Here is a 20266-nt window from a genome sequence, read left to right as displayed (position 1 = left end):
TCACTCAGTTCCTGCGCTCGACCACGTAGTGGACCAGATCGCGCAGGCGATCAGCCTCGGGGCCAAAAATATCGATATGGGATTCGGCCTGTTCCGCCACGCGCCGGGCCTCCTTCGCCGCACCTTCCACGCCCAGCAGGGCGACATAGGTGGACTTGCCGGCGGCCTCGTCCTTGCCCGCGGTCTTGCCCAGTTCCTCGGCGCTTGCGGTGGCGTCCAGTACGTCATCGGCAATCTGGAAGGCGGCGCCAAGGTCGCGCCCATAGGCGGAAATGCGCTTGCGCACGTCATCGCTGGCCTGGCCCAGGATGGCCCCGGCTTCTGCCGAATAACGGATCAGGCAACCGGTTTTCAGCGCATGCAGGCGGGCGACTTCTTCCAGCGACAGCGCGCGGCCTTCGCCTTCCATGTCGATCATCTGGCCACCGACCATGCCTGCCGCACCGGACGCATCGGCCAGTGCGCGGACAAGGTTGATGCGCACGTCCGCGCTGTCATGCGTCAGCGGGTTGGCAAGGATGTCGAACGACATGGTCTGCAGCGCGTCACCGGCAAGGATGGCTGTCGCCTCGTCAAACTTGCGGTGGGTGGAGGGCTGGCCACGGCGCAGGTCGTCATCGTCCATTGCGGGCAGGTCGTCATGCACCAGCGAATAGGCGTGCAGCATCTCGACCGAGGCCGCGACACGGTCGGCCGCTTCCGCGCCAGCCCTGAACAGGCTGGCGACTTCGGCCACCAGATAGCCGCGCAGGCGCTTGCCGCCTCCCAGTGTTGCATAGCGCATGGCGTCGATCAGGCGGGCCTCGCCTCCTTCAACGCGGGGGAGGAGACGGTCGATCATTTCCTCGATCGCCCTGGCGCGCGCGGACATGGATGCACGCAGACGGACCATGCGATCCGTACCGTCTGTTTGGGACGAGGTTGCTGTTGTTTGGCTCATCTGGTGCATCAATCCATCGGTTTTGCATCCAGCGCGCCATCCGCACGCTGGACAATCGCCTGAACGCGGGCCTCGGCCTCGTCCAGTTTTTTCTGGCAGTACTGTCGCAGGGCGGCACCACGTTCATAGGACGTAATCGCGTCCTCCAGCCTGAGCTGGCCGACCTCGAGCTGCCGCACGATGGCTTCAAGTTCGGCCAGTGCGTCCTCGAAGGAAAGGTTGGTCAGGTCGTCGGTCATCTGCTGGTGGTGCTTCCTGAAATAACTTGGCTGGCGCAGGCATTACATCCTTGGGGGGCATCCTGCCAAGGGGACAACTGGTTTTACGCTATTTTGGCACCTATGCGGGGTGCGTGGTGCCTGTGGGCGTCGTGTCGGGATCGGGCCTGCGGCGGATGACAAAGGACAGCGTGCCCCCTTCTTCCCCGAATGCGATCAGGGCATGGCCCGTTTCGCGGCAGAAAGCCTGAAAATCCGCAACGGACGCCCGATCGGTCGCAATCACGCGCAGCCGCGCGCCCGGCGGCAGGCCGCGCAGCATGCGGTTGGCCTTGAGCACGGGCAGGGGACATGTCAGGCCGCGCGCGTCTAGCAGGATCTCACTCATGGATGGCCATGTCTCCTTGGTGGTGGGCAGCTATGCTTGTGCATCAGGGTTTGCTGTTGCGTGCAGGTACGATCATAAAAGAAAATGCGCCACTGATAAAACCTGATGAAAGAAAGACTCTGGATGGCCACCTATCGTATTGGAATTGATTTTGGGGGCACCAAGATCGAAATCGCAGCCCTGGCAAAAGATGGGGCCGAACGCGTGCGTCGGCGCATTTCCAACCCCGGCAACTATCCCGCCGCCATCGGGGCCATGTGCGAACTGATCCATGGGGTGGACCAGGAGCTGGGCGGTACCGGCACGGTGGGAATCGGCATTCCCGGTTCCATCAGCCCCGATACGGGCGTCATCAAGAATGCGAATGCGACGTGGCTGAACAACCAGCCGCTGATCCGTGACATGACGGCGGCACTGGGCCGCGATGTCCGGATCGAGAACGACGCGAACTGTTTCGCCCTGTCTGAAGCGATCGACGGCGCGGGTGCCGACCATCACAGCGTGTTTGGCGTGATTATTGGCACCGGCATGGGGGCCGGGATCGTGATCGACAGGAAACTGCTGATCGGCCACAATCATATTGCCGGTGAATGGGGCCATGTGCCGCTACCGTGGCCAAGGCTTGAGGAATTTCCCATGCCCAAATGTTTCTGCGGGAACGAAGGGTGCATGGAACGATTCCTTAGCGGTTCGGCGCTGGCGCAGGACTGGAAAGGGCCAGGCCACCGAAGTGCGGCCCACATCGAACAGGAAGCCGAGGCAGGCGACCTGACCGCCATCGGTGCGCTGGACCGTTACATGGACCGCATGGCGCGCGCCTGCGCCATGGCGATCAACTTTATGGATCCCGACGTGATCGTGCTGGGTGGCGGGGTATCCAATCTTGAATCGATCTATGAACGCGTGCCGCGCCTGATGCGCCGCTACGTCATTACTCCCAACTGCACCACGCCTATCGTGCGCAACCGCCATGGTGACAGTTCGGGCGTGCGCGGGGCGGCATGGCTGTGGGACGACCATCACGTTGACTGACCCCACGGGGCCAGTCGGCGCGGCCTGTGGTCAGCCTTCGTCGCTGTCCAGGCCGCGGAAGCCCGTGGCCACTACGTAAAGCTCGCTCGATTCCTTGCGGCTGGCCGGGGGCTTGGCGTGGCGGACCTGCGTGAACATGCGTTTGAGATCTGCCAGCATCTGCTTTTCCGATCCGCCTTGGAACACCTTGGCTACGAACGTGCCATCAGGGGCAAGGATGCGGGTGGCGAAATCCAGCGCCAGTTCTGCCAGCCCGATAATACGCAGATGATCGGTTGGCGCATGGCCGGTCGTGTTGGGGGCCATGTCTGACATCACGACATCCGCGCGCCCGCCCAGCAGGCCGGTCAGGCGGTCGGGCATGTCGGGGTCATTGAAATCCCCTTCGATAATGGTGGCGCCCGGCACCGGGTCGACCGGCAGCAGGTCGACGCCGACCACTTCAGCTGCCCCGCGCTTGACCGCGACCTGCGTCCAGCCACCGGGGGCAGCGCCCAGGTCAACCACCCGCGCGCCCGGCTTTATCATGTGGAAGCGGTCATCAAGTTCGATCAGCTTGAATGCTGCGCGGGAACGCCAGCCCTGTTTCTGGGCAGCCTGCACATACGGGTCGTTAAGCTGGCGCTGCAGCCAGCGGTGCTGGGCAGTGGTGCGGCCGCGCGCCTTCTTGACCGTGATGGTCTTGGTGCGGTTGGCCTGTGCGGCGCGTCCGTCCGTGCTGCTGTCACCGGTGCCGGGTGTCAGACTGCTGGTACGGGCCTTGCCCGGTATGCGGGTAGAAGAACGCTGTTTCATGACGGGACGCGGTCAGGTAATGACCCGGTGCTCCATACGATTATGCAGGGGGAAGGAAGGCGGCGGGGCGGAAAGGCCGCCATGTCGCCTGCGGTCCCCAATCATGCGTAAAAGCAGTCCGTCACGCAATCCCCGGTCGGCCACCGTGACTTCGGCCATGGGCCATGTGGTGACGATGGCTTCGAATATGGCGCAGCCGGGTAGCATGTAGCGCGCGCGCTCCGTGCCGATCAGGGGAGTGCGCGCAAGCCCGTCCATGCCTGACCGGCGCAGGCTGTCCACCAGGGCCAGCGCATGGGGCACCGACAGGCTGCTGCCATCAATCCCGGCACGTTCGTAGCGGTCCTGTCCCTGTGCCAGGCTGGCCAGTGTGGTAACGGTGCCGCTGGTGCCCAGCAGCATGACATTGCCGCGCGCAATTTCACGGGTAATGCAGTGTATGTCATCAAACCCGCGCAGCATGTCGCTGATTTCACTGACCACGGCGCGATAGCCGCGGTCGGTAAAGATATCCGCCCCGTGGCGTTCGCCCACGGTCATGATGCCGGTTGGCAGGCTGACATAGCCCGACAGGTCATGCCGTCCGGCAGCGCGGTCGATTCGCGCCCATGCGATTTCGGTTGATCCCCCGCCGATGTCGAACAGCAGTCCGCGCCCGGTGGCGTGGTGGTGGGTCTGTAGCAGGGAATTGCAGGCCGCAAGCGCCAGTTCGGCTTCCTCTCGTGCGGAAATGACTGAAATGTCCAGCCCGGTTTCGTGCAGGACGCGGGCAATGAAATCCATGCCGTTACCCGCGCGGCGGCAGGCCTCGGTCGCGATGGCGCGGTGGCTGTGCAGGTCATACAGCCCCATGCGCGCGACACAGGTGCGCAGGGCGCTGATGGTGCGTTCCATTGCGGCTTCGGCCAGTTGTCCGGAATGGTGCAGCCCTTCGCCCAGGCGTACGGCGCGACTGAAGCTGTCGATGACACGCAGGCCCTGTTCCCCCGCGCGGGCGACCAGCAGGCGGCAGTTATGGGTACCAAGATCAATGGCGGCATAAAGCGGTGCACGCAGGGCACGGCGATTCATCGCGGATGCAAGGGGAGGGATGTTCCCCTGCCGGCGTGTCTTTGCGCTGAGCGTCTGCTGGACCATGTTCATCCAAACCCGTTGACGGTCAAGGTATTACCTATTGTGTTAAGTGTTCTGCGTGAAACGCAAGTCAAAAGAGAAAAATCGCAAAAAAGACAACGTGGGGGTTGCGCCCCAAACGGCTGGCGGCTATATGCCTGATCACCGCAGCGCATCGCGCCGCTTTCTCCTTGCTGGGGGATAGTTTAGCGGTAGAACTACCGGCTCTGACCCGGTCAGCCCTGGTTCGAATCCAGGTCCCCCAGCCACTATTTCCCATAAATATTCAAAATTATTTGTGGAGCCAGTTCATATTCTGGTTCCTGTGCAGGGCACCTTCATACGGTGTCCCGTTTTTGTATGCGCGCAGGTCAGGTTATGGGGTGGCCGCTTTTTGGATTGTGGATGCCTGGCGGGACTGGTCCCGGATACATGTTGGGGACACAGGTTGAATGGCGGTGCGGGGCATCCCTGCCGTCTGTCGTGACAGGTACGCAGGCCGATGTAGCAGGGCCTGTCGGGATATTGGCCGGATCCAGCAGGATGTTTGACTGAAGAATGGTTCTTGGCTGTTTTCATACGTTTCAGCCGTTCTGCCATTTCGGAAAGAAGAGGCAGTTTCCTTTATCGTAAGCGATGCTTTTCAGTGCTGCGATCAGAAAATCAAAATCGTCCGGTTCTTGCGCCTGCTGTCCTCATATTCCGTTCACATTTCATCTGGCTGGAGTGCGCGGTTGTGTGAGGAGTCGGCATTTCATGGCCTGATCATGCCATGGGCGGGCGGGCATTTTTTACGACAGATGGCGTCGTGGCCAATGCGCGAGAGACGTGCATTAGCCTCCCGCGCGCATCCGCCCGGTCAGGCGGCCAGGCCGCCATCCGTTGTCAGGGCAGAGCCGGTGATGAAGCTGGCTGCGGGGCTGGCGAGGAATGAGACGACGGAGGCGATATCGCTGACCTTGCCGTATTCCTTGTGGCACATGAAGCTGCGCAGCATGTCGGCGGCGGTGCCGGTGGCGGGGTTCATGTCCGTGTCGATCGGGCCGGGCTGGACCACATTGATGGTGATCCCGCGCGGGCCAAGGTCACGCGCCGCCCCACGGGCAAAACCGTTCAGCGCCGATTTGGACGCCGAATACAGCGAAATGCCGGGGAAGGGGGAGCGGTCGGCAAAGGTCGAGCCGATCAGGATGATCCGGCCGCCCTGTGTCATGTGGCGCGCGGCCTCGATGGTTTCGATCATGACGGCACGGACATTCAGGCCCAGTACCGCATCGACCTGTTCGTCCGTCATTTCGGCCACGTCGCCATAGGGGTAGATGCCGGCATTGCACACCAGCGCGTCGATCCGGCCCATTTCCTTGACCACACGCTGGATGGCCGCGCGGTTGCCATTGCCTTCGCCATCGCAGCGGATGGCCATGCCCCGGCGGCCCAGCGCGTGGACCTCTTCAATCGTCTTCTGTGCCGCCTGTTCGTTGCGGGCGTATGAAATGGCGATGTCATAACCATCCTTCGCCAGTGATTTCGCAATGGCGGCGCCAATGCCGCGGCTGCCGCCGGTAATGTAGGCAACGCGTTGTGTCATTGTGTTTTCTCCTGTTTCCAACCTGTCATTTCCCCACTACAGCACCGCGCGCATGGGGGAAAGCATGACCGGGCGTGCGAAGGGGCTTGATCGCGGGGTGCGGGTTGTCTATAGCCTGCCTGTTCGCGCGTCCGGGCCTGTAGGGCATGCCCGGCCGCAATGGAGTGTTTATGTCTGCCTCAAACGGCGGACAGAAACACGGGCACCAGACATTCAGGAGAAGAAAATGCCCAAGATGAAGACCAAGTCATCGGTCAAGAAGCGGTTCAAGATCACCGCCACCGGCAAGGTGCTGGCAGGTCCGGGTAACAAGCGCCATGGCCTGATCAACCGCTCGCAGAAGATGAAGCGCACGAACCGTGGTTCGCAGGTGCTGACGGAAATGGACGGCCGCACTGTGAAGCAGTGGGCTCCCTACGGTCTGGCATAAGGAGCACCTGAGATATGGCACGTGTGAAACGCGGCGTAACCACCCACGCCCGCCACAAGAAGGTTCTTGAACTCTCCAAGGGGTTCCGGGGCCGTTCCTCCACCAATTACCGCATCGCGCTGGAACGTCTGGAAAAGTCACTCCAGTACGCCTACCGCGATCGCCGCAACAAGAAGCGTGAATTCCGCGCCCTGTGGATTCAGCGCATCAACGCGGCCGTGCGTGAACATGGCCTGACCTACAGCCGTTTCATCAACGGTCTGGACAAGGCTGGCATCGAGATCGACCGCAAGGTCCTCGCCGCCATTGCTTTTGACGATGCAGCAACCTTCGCTGAAATCGTGAAGAAGGCGCAGGCCGCTCTGGCCTGAACCCTGTCCCACGCCCGCGTGGCGACAGGTCCACGAAACGGGTCGTCCCATCGGGCGGCCCGTTTTGTTTTTAATGCAATGCCCGTGCCGCACCCATTGCCGGTGGCGGGCACAATTTCATGCGCCGGGTCTGGCCCGCCGGTAGATATCCCTTTGCCAGCCCGCCCGACGTGAGCCTGTGCGAGGTGCTATGAGTGACGATCTCGAAACCCTGAGGGAACAGACGGTTCAGGCACTCGCTGCCGCGACCGACCAGCGCGAATGGGATGCTGTGCGCGTCGGCACGCTGGGCAAGTCGGGCAAGCTGACAGCACTTCTTAAGCAGCTCGGTCGCATGACACCGGATGAGCGGCGCACGCGGGGTGCGGCCCTGAACCGGCTGCGCGACGAACTGACCCGCCTGATCGAGGCGCGTGGGCAGGAGCTTGAGGCGGCCGCACTGAACGCCCGCCTGACTGCCGAGCGCGTGGACGTGACACTGCCCTGCGCGCCGGAAGCGGAAGGCGCGCTGCACCCCATCACCCGCACGATCGAGGAAATGGCCGCCATTTTCGGTGCGATGGGGTTCCAGATTGCCGAAGGTCCGGATATCGAAAGCGACTGGCACAACTTTTCGGCCCTGAATACGCCGTCCCACCACCCCGCCCGCACGGATCAGGACACGTTCTACCTGCCGCCCGAAGCCGAGGGCCAGCCGGAACGCGTGTTGCGTACCCAGACATCGGGCGTGCAGATCCGCACCATGCTGGGACATGAACCGCCCATCCGCATCATTGCCCCCGGACGCACCTATCGCGCGGATCATGATGCCACCCATTCGCCCATGTTCCATCAGTGTGAGGGACTGGTAATCGAAAAGGGAATCACGCTGGGCCATCTGAAAGGGTGTCTTTCGGATTTCCTGCGCGCGTTTTTCCAGATGCCGGACCTGCCGGTGCGCTTCCGCGCGTCCTATTTCCCCTTTACCGAACCGTCGATGGAAATTGACATCGGCTGGTCACGTAAAACCGGGCAGATCGGTGCGGGTGACGACTGGCTGGAAGTACTGGGTGCCGGCATGGTTCATCCCCGCGTGCTGGCCAATTGCGGGCTGGATGCACGGGAATGGCAGGGTTTTGCCTTTGGCATGGGGATCGAGCGTCTGACCATGCTGCGCCACGGCATTCCCGACCTGCGGTCGTTTTACGAAAGCGATGTCCGCTGGCTGCGCCATTACGGCACCAATCCCCTGTCTCCCGCCCTGCTGCACGAAGGTCTGTGATCGATGAAATTTTCCCTGTCATGGCTGCGCGCGCATCTTGAGACCACGGCGACGGTGGAAGAAATCTGCGCTACGCTGAATACCATCGGGCTGGAAGTCGAAGGTACTGAAGATCCCGGCGCGTCCCTTGCGTCCTTCCGCACCGCCCGCATCATCGAAGCGGCCCAGCATCCCAATGCCGACCGCCTGCGCGTGTGCCAGGTCGATGCGGGCGAGGGGTTCGAACGCGTGCAGGTCGTCTGTGGCGCGCCGAATGCGCGTGCGGGCCTGCATGTGATTTTTGCCCCACCCGGCACCTTCATTCCCGCCAGCGGCATTACCATCAAGGCTGGTAAGCTGCGGGGCGAGGCCAGTGGCGGCATGCTGTGTTCGCTGCGTGAACTGGGACTGGGCGAGGAAACCGATGGCATTGCCGAACTGCCCGAAGGCACGGAACCGGGACAGTCCTATCCGCAGTTCGCCAGGCTGGATGATCCGGTCATCGATATCGCGATCACGCCCAACCGTGGCGACGCGCTGGCGGTGCGTGGCATTGCGCGTGACCTTGCCGCGGCGGGACTTGGCAAACTGAAACCGTGGCTTGCGGAAACGGTCGAAGGGCGTTTTGACACCCCCATCAACTGGCGCATCACGTTCCCCGAAGCCTGCCCGTGGGTGCTGGGGCGCGTCATTCGCGGCGTGAAGAACGGTCCCAGCCCGGAATGGTTGAAGCGGCGGCTGGAATCCGTGGGTATGCGCCCGGTCTCGGCCCTGGTGGACATCACCAATTTCTTTGCCTTTGACCTTGGCCGTCCGCTGCACGTGTTCGACGTGGACAGGCTGATGGGCAATGAACTGACCATCTGCCGGGGCGCGGGCGAGACCTTTACCGCGCTGGATGGCAGCGAACACGTCATGACGTCCAATGACTGCGTGATTGCCGACGGGCGCGGCGTGCAGTCGCTGGCCGGCATCATGGGCGGGGCGGACAGCGGTGTCAGTGACGACACCACGGACGTGTTCGTGGAATGCGCGCTGTTTGATCCCGTGACCATCGCCCTGTCGGGGCGGCGGCACAACCTGCATTCCGATGCCCGCCAGCGGTTCGAGCGCGGCGTGGATCAGGCCCTGCCGCCCGCAGCACTGGAGGCCGCGACGCGCATGATCGTTGATCTGTGCGGCGGGGAAGCGGGCAGCGTGGTCTCCGCCGGGGCAGAACCGGCATGGCAGCGGCAGGCGCATCTGGAATTCGCCCGTCTGGAAACGCTGGGCGGACTGGTGGAAGAACCTGACCATGCCGTGCATCTGCTTGAAGGCCTCGGCTTTAAGGTGCGCGAATGCGATGCGCGGCATGTAGTGGTCGATGTGCCCTCATGGCGCAATGACATCGCAACGCCCATGCTGCTGGACCAGCAGCCCGATCTGCCGTCCGCCCGCGCGCAGGCGGCCGCCGAAGGGGCAGCGGTGATTGATCCGGAAGTGGACCTGATCGAGGAAGTGCTGCGACTGCGCGGACTGGACAGCGTGCCTGCGGTGTCCCTGCCGGTGGGTAACGCTGTGCCGGTGCCGGCTTTCACCCCGCGCCAGAGTCGTGTCGCCAGCCTGCGTCGCCAGCTTGCCGCGCGCGGGTTGCTGGAAACGGTGGGCTTTTCGTTCGTTGCGCTGGACCAGGCAGCCGAATTTGGCGAAACGCCCACGGACCTGCACCTGCTCAACCCCATCGCGGCCGATCTGGACCAGATGCGGCCCACGCCGCTGGTCAACCTGCTGGCTGCGGTAAAGAGCAACGCGGCGCGTGGCTATCCCGATCTTGGCCTGTTTGAAGTTGGCCCCGGTTTTGGCCCAGACGGGCAGAAACTGGTGGCCGCCGGTATCCGTAGCGGTCATTCCACCCGTCTGCCCGGACAGGCGGCACAGCCGGTCGATCTGTGGCAGGCCAAGGCCGATGCGCTGGCAGGACTGGCCGCGGCAGGTGCGGCGATGGAAGGCCTGGGCATCACCGCGGATGCGCCGTCCTATTATCATCCGGGGCGTTCGGGCGTGATCCGGCAGGGGCCGAAGCTGGTGCTGGGCCATTTTGGGCAGTTGCATCCCGCCCTGCTGGCCGCGCGTGGCATCGATGTACCGGTCTGTGCGTTCACGCTATATCCCGATGCGGTGCCCGAACCCAAGCGCAAGCGCAAGGCGCCGCCCGCATTGTCGACCCTCCAGCCGCTCAGGCGTGATTTCGCATTTGTGGTGGCGGCCGACATCCCTGCAGAAAAGCTGCTGAAGGCCATCAGGGGGGCCGAGCGCAACCTGATTGTGGCCGTCAGCCTGTTTGATGTTTATGAAGGCGACAAGATCCCGGCGGGGCACAAGTCGCTGGGCGTGGAGATAACCCTTCAGCCAATGGACAGGACCCTGACCGATGCGGAAATCGAAGCTGTCTGTGATCGGGTTGTCGCTGCCGCGCAGAAAAGCTGCAATGCCGTACTGCGTGGCTGATCGGTACCGGGTGCATGGCATCGGGCTGGGGACGGCACTTGTGCTGGGCCTGGCGTGCGGTCATGCCCATGCCACGGAAATCACCGGGGCCGGGTCCAGCTTTGGCGCGCCCATTTATGGGGCGTGGGGGGAAGAAGCCGCGCATGCGACGGATATCCGCCTGAATTACCAGACCATCGGGTCGGGTGCGGGGCAGAATCAGGTAAAGGCCCGCACGGTGGATTTCGGTGCATCCGACGCGCCGATGACAGCCGCGCAACTGACGCAGTTCCACCTGATCCAGTTTCCAACGGTCATGGGGGCGATCGTGCCGGTGGTGAACCTGCCCGGTGTGGATACCAGTCACCTGCACCTGACGGGGGAACTGCTGGCGCGGCTGTATGCGGGGGACATCACCATGTGGAATGATCCCCGCATTGTTGCGGAAAACCCGGATCTGTCCCTGCCTGCCATCCCGGTGGCCCCGGTGCGGCGCGCGGACGGATCGGGCACGACATTCGTGTTTACGTCCTATCTTGGCCGTGTTTCACCCCGATGGGCGAAGGAACAGGGCAGCGGGACGTCCATCGAATGGCCGGTGGGCGAAGGCGCGCGGGGCAATGACGGCATCGCGGCTGCCGTGCGCAATACCGAAGGCAGCATCGGTTATCTGGAATATGCCTATGCGGCGGGCAACCACATGGCAATCGCCGAAATGCGCAATCGCCATGGCGATCTGGTCACCGCCGGACTGGACAGTTTCGCACAGGCCGTAACCACCGCACGCTGGGTGTCTGATGACAGTCATTCCGCTGATGTTCTGGATGGCGATGGTCCGGGCGCATGGCCTATCATGGCCGCGACCTATGCGCTGATCCCGGCCGACCGGGCTGACACGCCACAGGGCAGGGCGGTACGCACGTTCTTTGACTGGAGCATGCAGCACGGCAATGATGCCGCCCTTGCGCTGCGTTATGTCCCGCTGCCGGATGATATCCGCGTCACCATACGCGACCTGCTTAAAACGCGCTGACATGATGGCGGAAAATGCTACGGCAGGTCATTGCCGTGGCATGGTGGCCTGTCAGGCAGATGGCCGGTTGCATTTGCGAAATACCCTGAAAGGGCAGGCAGAAGTTTTTTGATGAAGCTTTCATTACTTCTTTAATTGGTGTTTCTGTCTGAAACGGTTCATGATGGGAAAAACTGACGTATGTAGGTTCTGTTTCCTGTCGACATTATCTGCCCGGTCATCCGCTGGTCTGCATAACGGTGCGGGCAACCGGACTGCAATTTTCACAACAGGCATTTGCGCTGCCTGACACGACACGATAAGCCGGTCAGGCATGACTGACACTTCCCTTACGCACGTATCTTCCACGACGGTTCCATCCGGTCCCACCATCTGGATCATGGCGGGGGAGGCGAGTGGCGATGTGCTGGGCGGTCGCCTTATGGCGGCGCTGCGCATGCTGTGCCCGGGTGTGCGGTTTGCCGGAATTGGCGGGGAACGCATGCACGCACAGGGGCTGCATACGCTGTTTCCGTTACGTGACCTGGCCGTCATGGGCTTGATGGAAGTGCTGCCCAAAATCCGGCATCTGTCCCGCAGGCTGGATCAGGCAGTGGCGGATATTACCAACCGGCGACCTGATCTGGTCATTACCATAGACAGTCCCGGTTTTACCCTGCGGCTGCTGCGCAGGATCGCGCCGCTGTCCATTCCGCGCCTGCATTACGTGGCGCCACAGGTCTGGGCGTGGCGTGAACACAGGGTGCGCGAATTCCCCGGCCTGTGGGAACGCATGCTGTGCCTGCTGCCGTTCGAGCCTGAATTCTTTGCCCGCCACGGGATCGAGGCGCGTTTTGTCGGCCACCCCGTCCTGCAGTCCGGTGCGGATGGTGGGTCTGGCCCCACCTTTCGCGCCCGCCACGGTATTGCCGCGGATGCGCCCGTGCTGGTGCTGATGCCCGGCAGTCGCCGGTCCGAAGCGCCGCGTCTGTTGCCGGTATTCGGGCGCATGCTGGCAATCCTGCAACAGCGGGTGCCCGGTATCGTGCCCGTGGTACCGGTTTCCCCGGTCATTGCGGATATCGTGCGCAGGGGGGTTGCGAAATGGCCGGTGCAGCCCGTTATCGTGACGGATGTGAATGACAAGCATGATGCATTTGCCGCAGCCGATGCGGCACTGACCAAATCGGGCACATCCACGCTGGAACTGGCCATCGCCAATGTGCCCATGGCGGTGACCTACCGCGTCAATCCGCTGACGGCCGCCATGGCGCGGCGGCTGATCCGGGTGCCATATGTGGCCATGGTCAACCTGCTGTCAGGCCACCGGCTGGTGCCTGAACTGCTGCAGGAACGCTGTACGCCTCAACTGCTGGCAAACACCGTTGAACGCCTGCTGGCGGATCAGCAGAGCCGTCGTTTGCAGCGCGCGGGGTTTGGTCAGATCCGCGCCGCCCTGCGCGGGCCCGGAGCGGACCCGGCGTCTGCCGCAGCGGCCGAGATCATGGATTTACTGGGGGCTGGCCCGATGAAGGGACCGCAGGCGGGACAGCGCCCGGCGTAGCAGGGGCCGCGGCACCGGGGGGCAGGGGTTCGTTTTCCGTTATCAGGGCATGCAGTTCCGCACGCAGCATGAATATGCCCATGATGATGGTGCCCAGCACGGTAATCCCGATCCAGACCAGCTTGCTGATCTGCTCACGCTTTTCCTCGTCATTCACTACTGTTCTGTCAGGCTTTGCCATAGAGGGTCTCCGCCGCGACTTCCGGTTGGGTTGTTTCAACGATCCCTTCGGGGCGTAGCGCGTTATAGAAGCAGCTGCGTCGCCCCGTGTGGCAGGCAACGCCCTTCTGGTCCACCAGCAGCAGCACGGCATCACGGTCGCAATCAAGGCGGGCGTCAACCAATGTCTGCACCTGTCCGGATGTTTCCCCCTTGCGCCACAGGCTACGGCGGCTGCGTGAATAATAGCACACATGGCCCGTGCGCAGCGTTTCATCCAGCGCGTCCGCGTTCATCCATGCCAGCATCAGCACCTCGCCACTGTCATGCTGCTGGGCAATGGCTGTAATCAGGCCGTCTTCATTGAACTTGACCCGGTCGATCATGGCCGCGCGAACGGTCTGGTCTGGGGGAATATGGGACATGTCTCTTTACAACCTTGAAAAAACGGGGTGGGCGTATTGCTATTCCGCCTTGGCGGGCAGGGTAAACCACCGGGGTACGTGCACGCGCAGCGCGTGCCCCCCTATGGTCAGGTTCGTATCGTTGATATGTTCGTTGCGGATCATCGCCATGCCCACCTTGTCGCGGGAGGAGCGCATCTCCCCCACCGTGGCCGTACCGGACAGGATGAGCGTACCGGGGGCAGGCAGTTCATGGTGCGATGTTACCGGCAGCAGGTGACGGCGCACCAGTCCGCGGTAGCGGGTGCGTGCGGTCAGTTCCTGACCCATGTAGCACCCTTTGGTCCATGAAATGCCGTTCAGCTGGTCGAAATTGGCTTCCAGCAGCAGGGTCTTGCCACTTTCGCAGTCGCGTGCGCCGTCGGGCAGCCCGAGCGACAGGCGCAGATGGTCATAATCGGCATCATCCGCCGAAGGGCTGGCGACGGGATGCCCCATCAGGAACCGCCATCCCGCCTGCGGCAGGCGGGGGTCCGGGGCGGCCGGATAACCGTCGGGTGCAGTGAAGTCTTCCCCCCATGCGGCGTGGACGGCGTATCCGGTCTCACTGATCTCCACATCAGCGCGCAGGCGATAGCGCGACAGGCGCTGGCGCAGCATGTCGGCCTGGTCCGCATCACAATCGACCAGCAGGCGCACGCCCTCGGGGTCGGCGAAAACAAAGAAATCAGCCAGCCATTTGCCCTGTGCCGACAGGAAAGCGGTCCACACGGCATGGCCGGGCGCGACTGCCGTCATGTCATTGGACACCAGCCCCTGCAGGAAGGAGACACGATCCGCACCCGATATGCTGAGTACGGCGCGATCGGGAAGATGAGCAATTCTGGCCATATGCGCAATCTGGCCATGCCTGTGCCCGCAGGCAAGGGGTAAAGAGAGGTTGGCACATAAGCAAAACCTGACTAGCACCGGGAAAATGCATATCCTGTTCATCACATCCACCCGGCTGGGGGACGCCATCCTGTCCACCGGGCTGCTGGACACCCTGCTGCGGCGTTACCCGCAGGCGGATTTCACCATTGCCTGCGGGCCGGTGGCGGCCGGGCTGTTCGCCCACATGCCGCGCCGCGTACGCACCATCGAAATGGTCAAGCAGCCATGGGACCGTCACTGGCTGGAACTGTGGCGGCAGTGCCGCGGCACGAAATGGGACCTGTGCGTGGACCTGCGCGGGTCGGTCGTCAGCTATTTCCTGCGCGTGGGCAAACGTCATGTCATGCGTGGCGGACGCAGGCCGGGGCGGCGCATTACCCACATCGGCAACCTGCTGGACCTTGATCCGGCACCCCTGCCGGTTGTGTGGACCAGTGCCGCCGAACGCGCGCAGGCGGCGGAAATGCTGCCTGACGGGCCGCACTGGATCGCCCTTGGTCCCACCGCCAACTGGGATGGCAAGATCTGGCCTGCCGAGCGGTTTGTCGCGGTGTTCAGGGCGCTTCATGAAGATGATCCATCCCTGCGTCCCGTCATCCTGTACGGACCGGGTCATGCCGAGCGCGAGCGTGCGCAGACCGTGCTGGAGCAGTTGCCCGGCGCGCTGGATACAGGCGGCAACCTGTCGGTAACACAGGTGGCGGCATTGCTGGGGCGGTGCCGACTGTTCATTGGCAATGATTCGGGCCTCATGCATCTTGCCGCGGCGTGCGGGATTCCCACGCTGGGCCTGTTCGGGCGCAGCCGGGCGTCGGAATACGCCCCATCCGGTCCGTGGGCACGGGTGGCCATGGCCCCCGGCCCGGTGGGCAATGCCCCGATGGAAGGGCTGGATGTGGCGCAGGTCGTCACCACCGCCAGGGCGCTGCTGCGCGACAGGTGGGGGACGAAAGGGTGAAAAACCCGAACTTTTTGCATTTCCACCATGCTTACGGCTGGCGGTGGAAAACGGGCCGGTCTATGTGATCGGACAGGCAGTATGGCCGATAATGGCGCAACCACCCCGACATGGTGGTTTGCCGTGCCGTTTCAGGCCGGATATGGTGGGGCCGACAATCACGACGCGCCGTGCGCATGGCGCCGCGCAAGCGAGCAGGGAACGACAGGAACGTGGCTGACGACATCTTCACGGAAGTCGATGAGGAAATCCGTGCCGAACGCATCCGGGCGCTGGCGCGCCGCTATCTGGTTGTCGCGGGCGCCGTGGTCGCGGTGGTGTGCATCGGAGCCGGGGGATGGCAGTATTCCGTCTCCCGCGCGCATAAGGCGGATGCGGCGGTCTCGGCAGCATATTTCACCGCGATGCAGGATACCGCCCGCGCGCCCGACAGCACAGGCATGGATGGAACGCTGACCGCGCGCCAGAAAACCGGACTGCAGGAACTCGCGGCGCTGGATGGCCGGGCACGGCCGCCGCTGCGCATCCTTGCCCGGATGGAACGCGCGGCCCTGCTGGCCAATAGCGGGAGCCTGCCTGCGGCCCTTGCTTTGTGGGACGGGGTAGCGCAGGAACACGCCACCGATCCGGTCATTGCCTCACTCGCCAGCCTGCTGTGGGTCCAGCACCAGATTGACAGCGGTGATCCCGCCACCCTGCGTTCACGTCTTGCGGTGCTGGATGGGGCAGGCCAGCCATGGCGCGCCCAGGCCATTGAGGCCGAGGCCATGCTTGACCTGCGCACCGGCAAGGAAGCGGATGCCCGTGCACGGCTGGAACGCCTGACCATGGACATGTCCGTAACCGACGGCGTGCGCAACCGCGCCGAAGCCATGCTGCAGACCATGGGGGCGGACGCAGGTGGCTAGCCCGACCCATGACACCCCCATGCCCACAGACAGGAAGACCATGAAACCAGCCCTGAGCCGCCGCCACGCGTTACTTGGTGCCGGGGCCGCGCTGCTGCCCGCCCTGGCTGCCTGTTCCAGTGCGCAGAAAAAGAAGCCGCTGCTGATCGGCCACCGTTCCGACGTGCTGCAGACCAAGGCCGGCCTGACCGTTGACCCCGATGAAACGCAGGTCGTGACCGTGCCTGCCCCCACGGCGCTGAACGCATGGCCGCAATCGGGCGTCAATCCCGACCATGTGGGCATGGACATCGCCTGGCGCGGGGCCATGCGGCATGAATGGACGCATGACATCGGTGCCGGCATTTCCGAACCGGAACCGCTGTATTACGTTGCTCTGGGCAATAGCGGGCGCGGCATTATCCAGGCGCCGCCAGTGGTCCAGAACGGTCGCATTTTCGTAATGGATGCACAGGGCGTGATCCGGGCCTATCGCTGGCCCGCCATGCACAAGCTGTGGGAATACAACCCCAAGCCGCGCAAGATGCGTTCGGACAATCTGGGCGGCGGGATCAGTGTTGATGGCGATACGCTGTATGTCGTTGACGGCATAGGCCAGGCGCTGGCTCTGGACGCCGCGACGGGCAAGCTGAAATGGCGCGTCAATATCCAGACCCCCGGCCGGTCCGCGCCCACCGTTGTCAATGGCCGCCTGTTCCTTGGCACCATTGATGAGCACCTGTACTGCCTTGATGCCGAAAATGGCAACGTGCTGTGGACATACGCCGCAACCGCCGCCGATACCGTCATATATGGCCAGCCTGCCCCGGCCGTGGCCGATGGCGTCGTGCTGGCCGGTTTCGGTTCGGGCGACCTTGTGGCGCTGCGTGCGGAAGGTGGTGAGGTAGTGTGGGCCGACACGCTGGGCAGCACCAACGGGCAGCAGGCGCTGATCGACTTTTCGTGCGTGCATGGCATGCCGGTCATCGCCGATGGCACGGCCTATGCCATAAGCACAGGTGCGGTGCTGGTGGCCATTGACATGCGTTCGGGCCGCAGGCTGTGGGAACGTGGCATTTCGGGGCAGAACACGCCGCTGGTGATCGGGGACTGGATCTTCATCATCTCCATGGACCAGCAGGTGGCCTGCCTTGACCGGCTTTCGGGTCATGTCCGCTGGATCACGCAACTGCGTCAGTACGAAAATTCTGACAAGCAGAAGCGCGGCATCGTATGGAACGGCCCGCTTCTGGCGGGGGGCAAGCTGGTGTTTGTTTCCAGCTTCCCCGAAAACGGGGTCGCCATCATCGATCCGGCGCAGGGGCATATCGAATCCCTGCACAAACTGCCCGGTCAGGTGACGACCGCGCCCATTGTGGTCGATAATCTGCTGTTGCTGCTGGACAATAACGGCTACCTTATCGCCTATAGTTAAAAAGAAAGTTGCCGCAGTGAGTTCATCTTTTCCATCCGCGCCAGTGGATGCGCTGCCGGTTGTCGTGATCGCGGGCAGGCCAAATGTCGGCAAGTCGACCATTTTCAACCGGCTGGTCGGTCGCAGGCAGGCGCTTGTGGCCGACACCCCCGGCGTAACCCGCGACCGTAAGGAAGGGCAGGCCACGGTCCGTGGCCGCGCCATTCGCATAATTGATACGGCGGGGCTGGAAGAAGCGGCTCCCGATACGCTGTACGGGCGTATGCGGGCATCTTCCGAATCCGCGGTGGCAGATGCGGACCTTGTGCTGTTCTGCATTGACGCGCGCAGCGGCCTGACGCCTGCGGATGAGCATTTCGCCAACTGGCTGCGTCGGCAGGGCCGTCCCGTGCTGCTGGTCGCCAACAAGGCGGAAGGGCGGCAGGGGGCTGCCGCTGCCATGGAAGCGTTCTCGCTGGGTCTTGGTACGCCACTGGCCATCTCTGCCGAGCATGGGGAAGGCGTGGCCGACCTCATGTCCGAAATCGCCGACCGCCTGCCCCCCACCGATCTGCCGCCCGTGCAGAAGGCCACGCGCCGCACCCGGCGTGAACAGGCGGAAGGCGAGGAGGAGGATGTCCGGCCCCCCGGTCCGCTGCGCCTTGCCATTGTCGGTCGTCCCAATGCGGGCAAGTCCACGCTGCTGAACCGCCTGCTGGGCGAAGAACGGATGATTACCGGCCCGGAACCGGGGCTTACGCGCGATTCCATTGCCGTCATGCTGCATGACGATCAGGGACCGATCCAACTGGTTGATACCGCGGGCCTGCGCCGCAAGGCGCGGATTGACGAAACGCTGGAGAAGATGTCCGTTTCCGCCTCGATCGAGGCGCTGAAGATGGCGGAGGTCGTCATCCTCGTGCTTGATGCGACGCTGGGCGTGCATGAACAGGACCTGCAGATCGCCCGCCTGATCGAGCGTGAAGGCCGGTGCTGCGTACTGGCGCTGAACAAATGGGACGCGGTGGAGGACCGGGCCGCGACCCGGCAGGCCATCAAGGACCGTATCGAGACGTCGCTGGCACAGATGCGCGGCATACCCGTTGTCGCGTTTTCCGCCATGACCGGGGCAGGGATCAACAAGCTGCTGCCGACCGTGCGCCGGGCCTATGACATCTGGAACCGTCGTGTTGCGACCGGCGCGCTGAACCGGTGGTTCGAGATGATGATCGAACGGCATCCGCCACCGCTGGTTGATGGCCGCAGACTCAAGCTGCGCTACGTCACGCAGGCCAAGGCGCGCCCGCCCACGTTTATCGTGTTCGGCACCCGCACGGACCAGCTGCCTGAAGATTATCAGCGTTATCTGGTCAATGGCCTGCGTGAGACGTTTGACCTGCCCGGCACGCCGATCCGGCTGCTGCTGCGGGCATCAAGCAACCCCTACGCCAAAAGCTGACTATGATGATCCGGGCGGTTCTTCCGTCCGGATTTTCTGTTTTTGGTAGCCGTCATGGTAATCGCACAAATTATAGAAAGTTTTTGGTAAAGCTTTTTTCGGAAAGCTCTGGAAAACATTGCCCTTTTTCAAAACATCGCCATCCAAAAACTTTTATTTTCCAATAGTCTTCAAGCGGGCATCGCGCTGTCTCGATAAAAGATAAGGAAAGACGGATCATGTCCCCGCGTATAACCGCCACGGATGCCCTGCTGATTATTGACATGCAGGTCGATTTCATGCCTGGCGGTTCCCTTGGCATACCGGGGGCGGATAGGCTGCCCACCCTGATCAATCCGTTATGCGACCTGCCATTTGGCGTGATTGTCGCAACGCAGGACTGGCACCCGGCGGGGCATGTATCCTTTGTCGGGCAGGGAGGTCCATGGCCGGTGCATTGTGTGGCGGGCACGCCGGGGGCAGACCTTTTGCCCGCACTGGCGCAGGCGCATATCGGCGTGGTGCTGCGCAAGGGACTGAATCCCGATATCGACAGCTATTCCGCATTTGAAGACAACGACCACGCCAGCCGCACCGGGTTGGATGACCTGCTGAAGGGCAGGGGAATTACCCGCGTATTCGTAGTGGGTGTGGCACTGGATTACTGCGTGGCAGCCACTGCACGCGACGCGGTCCGGGCAGGGTTTGCAACCTTCATCCTGCCCGATGCCTGCTGCGGCGTGCGGCAGGCCCCTGCGTCAGTGCTGGCCGCGCTGGGTATGGAAGGGGTGGATCAGGCGCGGGCGGCAGACGTGCTGGCAGATAACCACGATTGAACGATATGCTGAAAATCAAAAGTTTCTGGTGAAGATTTTTTCAAAAAGCATTCGAAGAATGCAGCCTTTTTTGAAAAAAA

Annotated in this window: 21 protein-coding genes and 1 tRNA gene; 13 read left to right on the top strand and 9 right to left on the bottom strand. The window is 62.9% G+C overall.

The window, feature by feature from the left end; all coding sequences use genetic code 11:
- Nucleotides 1-4 precede the first annotated feature (4 nt).
- The 3 genes from ACE2AA_RS05430 to ACE2AA_RS05420 all read right to left on the bottom strand — a co-directional run bounded on the left by ACE2AA_RS05430 (nucleotide 5) and on the right by ACE2AA_RS05420 (nucleotide 1546).
- Nucleotides 5-940 carry a polyprenyl synthetase family protein gene (locus ACE2AA_RS05430; RefSeq protein ID WP_395371592.1) on the bottom strand — a complete coding sequence of 312 codons (936 nt, stop codon included), beginning with the start codon at nucleotides 938-940 and terminating at the stop codon, nucleotides 5-7.
- Nucleotides 941-948: 8 nt separating this feature from the next.
- Complete coding sequence (locus tag ACE2AA_RS05425) at nucleotides 949-1179, bottom strand: exodeoxyribonuclease VII small subunit (RefSeq protein ID WP_025438679.1); 231 nt, start codon at nucleotides 1177-1179, stop codon at nucleotides 949-951.
- A 100-nt stretch (nucleotides 1180-1279) separates the two neighbouring features.
- On the bottom strand, nucleotides 1280-1546 hold the full coding sequence (locus tag ACE2AA_RS05420; RefSeq protein ID WP_141260215.1) for a sulfurtransferase TusA family protein: 267 nt from the start codon (nucleotides 1544-1546) through the stop codon (nucleotides 1280-1282).
- A gap of 123 nt (nucleotides 1547-1669) precedes the next feature.
- Between ACE2AA_RS05420 and ACE2AA_RS05415 the strand changes: the two genes are divergently transcribed.
- Complete coding sequence (locus tag ACE2AA_RS05415; RefSeq protein ID WP_141260213.1) at nucleotides 1670-2578, top strand: ROK family protein; 909 nt, start codon at nucleotides 1670-1672, stop codon at nucleotides 2576-2578.
- A gap of 30 nt (nucleotides 2579-2608) precedes the next feature.
- Here ACE2AA_RS05415 and ACE2AA_RS05410 read toward each other — a convergent pair whose 3' ends face one another.
- Together ACE2AA_RS05410 and ACE2AA_RS05405 are read right to left on the bottom strand one after the other, a co-directional pair.
- Nucleotides 2609-3373 (bottom strand): RlmE family RNA methyltransferase, encoded by a 765-nt coding sequence (locus tag ACE2AA_RS05410; protein WP_141260212.1) that lies wholly within the window; start codon nucleotides 3371-3373, stop codon nucleotides 2609-2611.
- A 12-nt stretch (nucleotides 3374-3385) separates the two neighbouring features.
- Nucleotides 3386-4516 (bottom strand): Ppx/GppA phosphatase family protein, encoded by a 1131-nt coding sequence (locus ACE2AA_RS05405; RefSeq protein WP_395371589.1) that lies wholly within the window; start codon nucleotides 4514-4516, stop codon nucleotides 3386-3388.
- Between the two features lie 165 nt (nucleotides 4517-4681).
- Between ACE2AA_RS05405 and ACE2AA_RS05400 the strand changes: the two genes are divergently transcribed.
- Nucleotides 4682-4755: transfer RNA gene (locus ACE2AA_RS05400), tRNA-Gln, on the top strand.
- 590 nt (nucleotides 4756-5345) lie between these two features.
- Here ACE2AA_RS05400 and ACE2AA_RS05395 read toward each other — a convergent pair.
- Nucleotides 5346-6074, bottom strand: coding sequence for an SDR family oxidoreductase (locus tag ACE2AA_RS05395; protein ID WP_141260209.1), 729 nt, complete (start codon nucleotides 6072-6074; stop codon nucleotides 5346-5348).
- 226 nt (nucleotides 6075-6300) lie between these two features.
- Between ACE2AA_RS05395 and rpmI the strand changes: the two genes are divergently transcribed.
- From rpmI to lpxB, 6 genes are all read left to right on the top strand, one after another.
- Nucleotides 6301-6504 carry a 50S ribosomal protein L35 gene (gene rpmI / locus ACE2AA_RS05390; RefSeq protein ID WP_007400447.1) on the top strand — a complete coding sequence of 68 codons (204 nt, stop codon included), beginning with the start codon at nucleotides 6301-6303 and terminating at the stop codon, nucleotides 6502-6504.
- A 14-nt stretch (nucleotides 6505-6518) separates the two neighbouring features.
- Nucleotides 6519-6875 (top strand): 50S ribosomal protein L20, encoded by a 357-nt coding sequence (gene rplT / locus ACE2AA_RS05385; RefSeq protein WP_010507784.1) that lies wholly within the window; start codon nucleotides 6519-6521, stop codon nucleotides 6873-6875.
- Between the two features lie 190 nt (nucleotides 6876-7065).
- Nucleotides 7066-8136, top strand: a complete 1071-nt coding sequence (gene pheS, locus ACE2AA_RS05380) for a phenylalanine--tRNA ligase subunit alpha (RefSeq protein ID WP_395371587.1) — start codon at nucleotides 7066-7068, stop codon at nucleotides 8134-8136.
- Nucleotides 8137-8139: 3 nt separating this feature from the next.
- Nucleotides 8140-10602 (top strand): phenylalanine--tRNA ligase subunit beta, encoded by a 2463-nt coding sequence (pheT, locus tag ACE2AA_RS05375; RefSeq protein ID WP_395371586.1) that lies wholly within the window; start codon nucleotides 8140-8142, stop codon nucleotides 10600-10602.
- Nucleotides 10583-11614 (top strand): phosphate ABC transporter substrate-binding protein PstS, encoded by a 1032-nt coding sequence (pstS, locus tag ACE2AA_RS05370; protein WP_395371584.1) that lies wholly within the window; start codon nucleotides 10583-10585, stop codon nucleotides 11612-11614. Before pheT ends, pstS begins: the two co-directional genes overlap by 20 nt.
- Before the next feature lie 313 nt (nucleotides 11615-11927).
- Nucleotides 11928-13157 carry a lipid-A-disaccharide synthase gene (gene lpxB, locus ACE2AA_RS05365; RefSeq protein WP_395371583.1) on the top strand — a complete coding sequence of 410 codons (1230 nt, stop codon included), beginning with the start codon at nucleotides 11928-11930 and terminating at the stop codon, nucleotides 13155-13157.
- Here the strand turns inward: lpxB and ACE2AA_RS05360 are convergent.
- The 3 genes from ACE2AA_RS05360 to ACE2AA_RS05350 are packed head-to-tail and all read right to left on the bottom strand — an operon-like array spanning nucleotide 13096 to nucleotide 14611.
- Complete coding sequence (locus ACE2AA_RS05360) at nucleotides 13096-13338, bottom strand: hypothetical protein (protein WP_141260204.1); 243 nt, start codon at nucleotides 13336-13338, stop codon at nucleotides 13096-13098. The two genes, lpxB and ACE2AA_RS05360, sit on opposite strands and share 62 nt — an antisense overlap.
- Nucleotides 13325-13741 carry a phosphoribosyl-AMP cyclohydrolase gene (hisI, locus tag ACE2AA_RS05355; protein ID WP_141260203.1) on the bottom strand — a complete coding sequence of 139 codons (417 nt, stop codon included), beginning with the start codon at nucleotides 13739-13741 and terminating at the stop codon, nucleotides 13325-13327. The genes ACE2AA_RS05360 and hisI overlap by 14 nt, the downstream gene beginning before the upstream one ends.
- A 39-nt stretch (nucleotides 13742-13780) precedes the next feature.
- Nucleotides 13781-14611: a folate-binding protein YgfZ gene (locus ACE2AA_RS05350; RefSeq protein WP_141300100.1), complete on the bottom strand. Its 831-nt coding sequence runs from the start codon at nucleotides 14609-14611 to the stop codon at nucleotides 13781-13783.
- An 85-nt stretch (nucleotides 14612-14696) separates the two neighbouring features.
- Here ACE2AA_RS05350 and ACE2AA_RS05345 point away from each other — a divergent pair, with 85 nt between their 5' ends.
- The 5 genes from ACE2AA_RS05345 to ACE2AA_RS05325 all read left to right on the top strand — a co-directional run bounded on the left by ACE2AA_RS05345 (nucleotide 14697) and on the right by ACE2AA_RS05325 (nucleotide 20186).
- The gene (locus ACE2AA_RS05345; protein WP_395371582.1) at nucleotides 14697-15611 is read left to right on the top strand and encodes a glycosyltransferase family 9 protein; all 915 of its coding nucleotides are present in this window, start codon (nucleotides 14697-14699) and stop codon (nucleotides 15609-15611) included.
- A gap of 212 nt (nucleotides 15612-15823) precedes the next feature.
- Entirely contained in the window at nucleotides 15824-16519 is a 696-nt protein-coding gene (locus ACE2AA_RS05340; protein WP_141300098.1) for a hypothetical protein, read from the top strand.
- Nucleotides 16520-16559: 40 nt separating this feature from the next.
- Nucleotides 16560-17933 (top strand): PQQ-like beta-propeller repeat protein, encoded by a 1374-nt coding sequence (locus tag ACE2AA_RS05335; protein WP_141260197.1) that lies wholly within the window; start codon nucleotides 16560-16562, stop codon nucleotides 17931-17933.
- Between the two features lie 16 nt (nucleotides 17934-17949).
- Nucleotides 17950-19371, top strand: coding sequence for a ribosome biogenesis GTPase Der (der, locus tag ACE2AA_RS05330; protein WP_141260196.1), 1422 nt, complete (start codon nucleotides 17950-17952; stop codon nucleotides 19369-19371).
- Nucleotides 19372-19589: 218 nt separating this feature from the next.
- Nucleotides 19590-20186 (top strand): nicotinamidase, encoded by a 597-nt coding sequence (locus ACE2AA_RS05325; RefSeq protein WP_395371580.1) that lies wholly within the window; start codon nucleotides 19590-19592, stop codon nucleotides 20184-20186.
- Nucleotides 20187-20266 lie beyond the last annotated feature (80 nt).

Source organism: Komagataeibacter diospyri (assembly GCF_043995075.1).
GTDB classification, from domain to species: Bacteria; Pseudomonadota; Alphaproteobacteria; order Acetobacterales; family Acetobacteraceae; genus Komagataeibacter; species Komagataeibacter diospyri.
This window is presented reverse-complemented; position numbering and strand designations above follow the sequence as displayed.